This window comes from Synechococcus sp. R5-15 (assembly GCF_047462035.1).
Classification (GTDB): Bacteria; Cyanobacteriota; Cyanobacteriia; order Thermostichales; family Thermostichaceae; genus Thermostichus.
This window is the reverse complement of record NZ_JANSIK010000170.1, coordinates 1-6,171: the sequence shown is the minus strand read 5'-3', so window position 1 is coordinate 6,171 and position 6,171 is coordinate 1. Positions and strand designations below refer to the sequence as shown.

Annotated in this window: 4 protein-coding genes; 1 reads left to right on the top strand and 3 read right to left on the bottom strand. The window is 58.6% G+C overall.

Annotated elements, in window-relative coordinates; genetic code table 11:
- From NW839_RS12655 to NW839_RS12645, 3 genes are all read right to left on the bottom strand, one after another.
- Positions 1-1,434: S-layer homology domain-containing protein (locus NW839_RS12655; protein ID WP_414380693.1), on the bottom strand; the 1,434-nt coding region annotated here is incomplete at its 3' end.
- A 173-nt stretch (positions 1,435-1,607) separates the two neighbouring features.
- Positions 1,608-2,648, bottom strand: coding sequence for an NADP(H)-dependent aldo-keto reductase (locus NW839_RS12650; protein WP_414351708.1), 1,041 nt, complete (start codon positions 2,646-2,648; stop codon positions 1,608-1,610).
- 92 nt (positions 2,649-2,740) lie between these two features.
- On the bottom strand, positions 2,741-4,495 hold the full coding sequence (locus NW839_RS12645) for a hypothetical protein (RefSeq protein ID WP_414351705.1): 1,755 nt from the start codon (positions 4,493-4,495) through the stop codon (positions 2,741-2,743).
- A gap of 443 nt (positions 4,496-4,938) precedes the next feature.
- Here NW839_RS12645 and NW839_RS12640 point away from each other — a divergent pair, with 443 nt between their 5' ends.
- Positions 4,939-6,060, top strand: a complete 1,122-nt coding sequence (locus NW839_RS12640; protein WP_414351703.1) for a PP2C family protein-serine/threonine phosphatase — start codon at positions 4,939-4,941, stop codon at positions 6,058-6,060.
- Positions 6,061-6,171: the final 111 nt, after the last annotated feature.

Here is a 6,171-nt window from a genome sequence, read left to right as displayed (position 1 = left end):
GGGCGTGGCTGTCGGTGTTGGGGTTGGTGTTGGGGTCGGTGTGGGAGTGGGCTGGGCGGCCTGCACCTGGAAAGACCACTGCTGGATGGTGGTGTTGCCGCTGGTGTCGGCAATTTGGACGGCAATTAAGGTCGGTCGATCGGTGGGCAGCGGCTCGGCTGGGGTGTAGGCGAAGCCGGTGCGGGTGAGCTGGGCTTGGGCGGTGACATCCACATTGTTCACCAGCAAGGTAAAGCTATTCAGGTCAATTCCTTGGTCATCTTGGAAACGGGCTGAGATGGAGGGGCGAGAGTTGTCGGTTAGGGATCCATTGGGAGGGGCCAGTTCGCTGATGGTGGGGAAGGTGGTGTCGGTCACCCGCCCGATGGTGATGGTCTTATCCGGCAGCTGCACCAGGGTTACCAGTCCATCCCGCTCCAAGCGGGCAAAAACAGGCGCTTCTGAGGCCCGGTCTTGGCTGCGGAAGGTGTAGCTGCCCTCGTATTGCCCTGGGCGGGTTTCCTGCAGTGGCAGGTTGTAGGCAATGCCGGGGATGGAAAACGATCCCTGCGCCCCTGGGGATCCCAGCAAAAACACGGTAACGGTATCCCCTGGGTTTACGGATCCCAGCTCTTCGCGGGCGAAGAAGGTTCTCACCTCTGGAGCGGCGGGCAGCGTTTCCACCAGAGGCTCAATGGGAATGTCCGGCGTGGCCAGGGGTTCGGGCGTAGGGGTGACCTGGGCAAGGAGCTCGGTGCGGATCCCAGGGCCGGGAATGGCAGCCCCCACCGGCGGATCCAAATTGGGCACCCGGCCCACCTTGGCCAGCGCTTGGTAGGTAAGAGCAGCCACTTCCCCCCGCGTGGCCACCGCCTGGGCATTCAATTGGGTGGGGTTGGGGTAGAGCACCAACAGCCCTTCCTGAACTGCTGTCGCGATGGGGGCGCGGGCAAAGTTGGGAACCAAATTGGCATCGCCGAACGCGGATAGGATCGCGTCAATTTGGCCGGCATCTTCGATGAGCCTGCCGTTGGTGGCTGCACGGGTTAGGACGGTGATGGCTTGTGCACGGGTGAGCACATCGTTGGGACGAAAGGTGCCGTCCGGGAAGCCGGAAACAAACCCTGCCGCTGCCGCTGCGCCGATGGAGGGAGCCGCCCAACTGGGAATCGGATCGGCAAAGGAGCGCACAGGAACGTTGGTATCTAGGCCAAAAGCTTTGGTGACAATGACGGCAAATTGGGCACGGGTGATGGACTCGTTGGGACGAAAGGTGCCATCCGGGAAGCCGCCGATGATCTGCCGTTCATTCAACCCAGCAATGTACTGGGCACCCCAATAGGTGCTGATATCAGAAAGTTGGGCCCAAGCGGGATCCCCAAGCCAGGCCAAGCTGCTGCAACTGATCACCAGAGCGGCGGTTTTCCAGCCCTGCCAAAGGGAAAGCTCACGCATCGTTCACACCTCAGGTTCTGGGTACGGGATTTACAGTCTTGGATCCCCACTCTTGGCTGGGAGAGGCCATAGAAACTGGCCGGACAGAAGAGTTGGAGAGGATATCCAAACCGCACATCCAGACGAGGAAACCTTCCGAAAAGTTCTGTCTGGCCACCGGTTTCGCCAACCTTTCAGGGGGCAGGATTGGGGTAGCGCTGGTGCACCGCCTCGATCTCCGCCAGGATCTGCGGGGACAGCTCCACATCCAGGCAACTGAGGTTCTCTTTGAGTTGGGTCAGGCTGGTGGCCCCAATGATGGTGCTGGTGACAAACCAGCGGCTGCGCACAAAGGCCAAAGCCAACTGGGCCGGTGTCAGACCGTGCCGGCGGGCAATTTGCACATAGGCGGCCACCGCTTCTTCCACATTCGGCTTGCGGTACCGCTGGCCAAAGCCTTCAAACAAGGCCAAACGGGATCCCGGCGGCTTCACCCCCCCCAGATATTTGCCCGTCAGCAGCCCAAAGGCCAAGGGGCTGTAGGCCAGCAAGCCCACCTGCTCGTGGCGGCAGACTTCCGCCAGGCCCATTTCAAACGTGCGGTTGATGAGGCTGTAGGCATTCTGAATCGAGACCACCTTGGGCAACCCCAGTTGCTCGGCCACCTGGCAGAACTTGCTCACCCCCCAAGGGGTTTCGTTGCTCAGGCCGATGTAGCGAATGAGACCCTCTTGCACCAATTCCGCCAGAGCCTGCAACTGCTCGGCAATGGGAACGGTGGGCCGCTCCTGGCTGGGATCGTAGGCAACGCCCCCAAACAGGGGCACGTAGCGATCCGGCCAGTGGATCTGGTAGAGGTCGATGTAGTCGGTCTTCAGGCGCTTGAGGCTGCCGGCCACCGCCTGCTTGAGGTTGTCGCGGGTGATGGACAGGGATCCGCCGCGAATCCAATGCCAGGGCCGACCAGGGCCGGTGATCTTGGTGGCCAGGATCAGGCGATGCCGCGGTTGGTGTTGCAGCCACTCGCCGATGTAGCGCTCGGTGGATCCCTGGGTTTCCGCCCGCGCCGGCACCGGGTACATCTCGGCGGTATCGATGAAGTTGATCCCGTGCTCCACCGCGTAGTCGAGCTGTTCGAAAGCCTCAGACAAAGTATTCTGCTGCCCAAAGGTCATGGTGCCCAGGCAGATCTCGGAAACTTGCAAAGGGCTGTGGCCAAGCTGGCGGTAGCGCATGGGGAATCTCCGTCTCCAACCCTAGACAGCGCGCCAGTCCCCATTGTGCCCAAAACCTGTCGGCCTACGGGATCCCCCGCTATGCCCCCCTCCTACCTCGGTGCGGATCCCAGCAGAGGAACGTACTCGCGGTAGAGCTGACCCAAAATTTCCAGACCAATGCGGGTGCGGCTATCGGGGGGGCGAGCCTCAATGGCCGCCTTGACTTGCAAAATCGTGCCCACCGGATAGGGGGAGCGCAGCTCCTCCCGCTTGCCCAAAAACACATCGGTGAAGTAGTCGATCAGCCGCTTGACTTCTCCCACGTCCTTGCGGGAAATGTCCATATCCAAAACAGTGGTCAACTTGGCCCGCATGGCCTGAAAACTTTGCTGGCCGGTGTTGAGGGCCACCCGCTTGGCCAGGCTATCCACCACAATTTGGGTGATCTTCTCCACATTTTGGGTGACGATTTCTCGGTGGCGGGCGGCAAAGCGCAACTGAACCTCATCCAGAAATCGTTCTCGTTCCAGAATCTGGATGCCCTGTTGCTCCAAATCCACCCCATAGCTTTGCAACTGCTTGTACTGATTCAAAACCCATTGGTTGTAGAAGGAATCCGCCAAAACTCGCCAATAGCTAATGAGGGTGGCCTCGGCAAAGGGAACGCTGACCAAATAAGCTTCGCTGGTGATGTGGCGCAAATGCTCTGTCAGCTTGTCTCGCTCCTTCTCATCCAAGTAGGAGGTGCGCGGCACCCAAACTGCCCCGTACTCGCTTTTCACCTCTCCGGGCAGGGATCCGAAGAGGGTGTCAAAAAACTGATGAATGCTGAAGAGAAGAAACTTTCCCGGATCCTGAAGGCGGTTGAGCAGTTCCTGTTTTTTCTCCTCCTGATATTGGGCCACCAATTGCTGGGCCTCGGCGATCTGGCCGCGGGCCACCTCCACATCTTGCCGCAGCTTTTCAATCTCCTCCGAGCTCACCATCTCAACGCCGGCAGGCTCCCGTTCCCCGCTGAAATAGCTGCCCCCCGGCCCGGTGCCCCCAATCCCCACCAGGGGAGCGTCGCTGTCATTGTTCAGGGTTAAGAGGCGAGAAAGAGCCTGGAGACGAACTCGCCCACTGGCAGAGCGCAGGGATCCCAGCTCCACCGGATCCCCACTTTCCCAACCGTCCAACCCACCAATGCGGTAGAGCGTGTAAAAATACTTGCTGAGTAGAAGCGCCAGCAGATGCCTGTTCTTGACCTCGTTGTACTCTAAGTAGGCCCGCAGACACAGTTGGAAAGCGATGTTGGGCAAGCTGCGGCACACCCTCATAATCTGGGTGTAGACCCTCTGCAGGTGAGGCCGAAAGCTGCGTGGGATCGCCTCGGGCCGCAGGCCACGCAACAGAAACTCCTGCTGGCGCAGATCCTGAGGGGTGAAGTAAAAGCTTTCTTGCCAAAGCAGCTCATCCAAGTCGCGGGCAAAAATCGGTTTTAAATGATCGATAATCTGCACCACAACCGACTCGGTGAAGGCCGGGATAACCTTTTCGATGTGAAGCTGATCGTAAACAGAGCGCAGCCGCTCGCTGCGGAAGTCTTCGATGGAGATCAGCCCCTTCATAGTCCCGATCCGACCATCGCTCAGCAGGAACTTATAGACCACTTCGGCAGTGGCCCCTGGGGAGAGAACGGGAGTTCCTGTCAAGTCGGGGCAGATTTGCAGGGGGCGTAGCAGGCGGCTGGTTTCGCTGACGCTGAAGCAACTCCAAGCTGCCGGGTTTAACACCACCGACGATAGGGAGGCCAACAATTGCTTCTCGTCCAAGTCCTCCAGCCGAATTTCTCCCCTGTGAGCTTCGCTAGGTCCCGGAGGCAAGCTCGCCCGCGAATCCTGAACGGCGGAAGGGGATAAGGATGGGGGAGATGTGCTCATGCGGTAAAGGCTATTGAATCTTAACGTTCACTCTAAGTCGGCGAAGGATGGATGAGTGTGATCTGTATCTCTGTATCCAATGAAAGTCTCTCAAGAAGAATCTGCCCAGAATCTGCCTCGAATTGTCTCCCGCCACCAGTATCTGGAAACGGTTAGCTTTTGGGTAGCGTGCAACCACGGTTTTGAGGATCCACAAATCGATACGTACCTTCAGCTCTGATGGATGAGGCTGCTGAGGCTTCACCCCTTTGTCGTGGACTGCTTGCCGAGCTGGTTTTCCTGACGCAACGCCTAAGCTACGATAAAAGGTCTGCCTACCAGTATGGGGTATTGGGCTGGAGTTGGGTTTGGATGCGTTTTGACTTCAGGATTGGGGTGCAGCGGTCATGGCGGCCATTTTGATTGTCGACGACGATCCGACGATTCGGCTGGTGTTGAAGCGATCCCTGGAACGACAGGGCTACACCGTGGAGATGGCCAGCAACGGTTCCGAGGGGCTGGAGCAAGCCCACCTGCTGGTGCCGGGGCTGATCATCTGTGACTGGATGATGCCGGACATGGATGGACTAGAGGTTTGCCGACGCATCAAAGCCGATCCCAAGTTTTCCACGACGTTTTTTATTTTGCTCACCGCCCGCACTGAGGTGGAAGACCGCATCCAGGGCCTGGATGCCGGAGCAGATGAATTTCTAAGCAAACCCATCGACCCCAATGAGTTGCGGGCACGTGTGCGAGCCGGATTACGCTTACACCAGCTCAGCTATGACCTGCAGCAGCAAACGGCCAGGTTACGGGCAGAATTGGCAGAGGCGGCCAGCTATGTGCGTTCCCTCCTGCCGGAGCCGGCCTATTTTCCCGACTGCAAAGTGACCCTCGAGTGGCGCTTTTTACCCTCCCAGGAATTGGGGGGAGATTCGTTTAACTATCATTGGCTGGATGAGGAACACCTGGCCATCTATCTGCTGGATGTGTCGGGGCATGGGGTGGGATCCGCTCTGTTGTCGGTGTCGGTGATGAACCAGTTGCGCACTCAAGGCTTGGCCGATGCCGATCCCCGCCAGCCGGACGCGGTCTTGCGCGCCCTCAACCACTCTTTTCAAATGGGATCCCACCATGAGATGTACTTCACCCTTTGGTATGGGGTTTATCAGCCGGGATCCCGTCTGCTCTCTTTTGCCAGTGCCGGCCACCCACCTGCCCTGCTCATCCAGGGTCAGGATTCGCTCCTGCTGAAGACTGCCAACTTGCCCATTGGCATTTTGCCCGACCTCACTTTTCAAAGGGATCAGGTGCGGATCCCCGAGAACAGCCATCTCTACCTGTTCAGTGATGGAGTTTACGAAGTCATAAACCCCCAGAGAGAAATCTGGGGGCTGGACAATTTGATAGCCCTGCTGAGCAAGGGCGCTGGCAATAGTTTGGATCAGGTGATCCATCAGGCCCAATCCTTTCAGGGGCGGACGGACTTTGAGGATGATTTCTCCCTGCTCCGGATCAGCTTTGGTTAGAGGTGAGTTATGGCTATTGCAAGCTGCTTTGAGGCGATCCCCTGACCAAAAGGCGCGGCAAGCCCCGTCCTTCAGGGCAGGGAAGGATAGCGCCGACCGTAGCCGACGCCC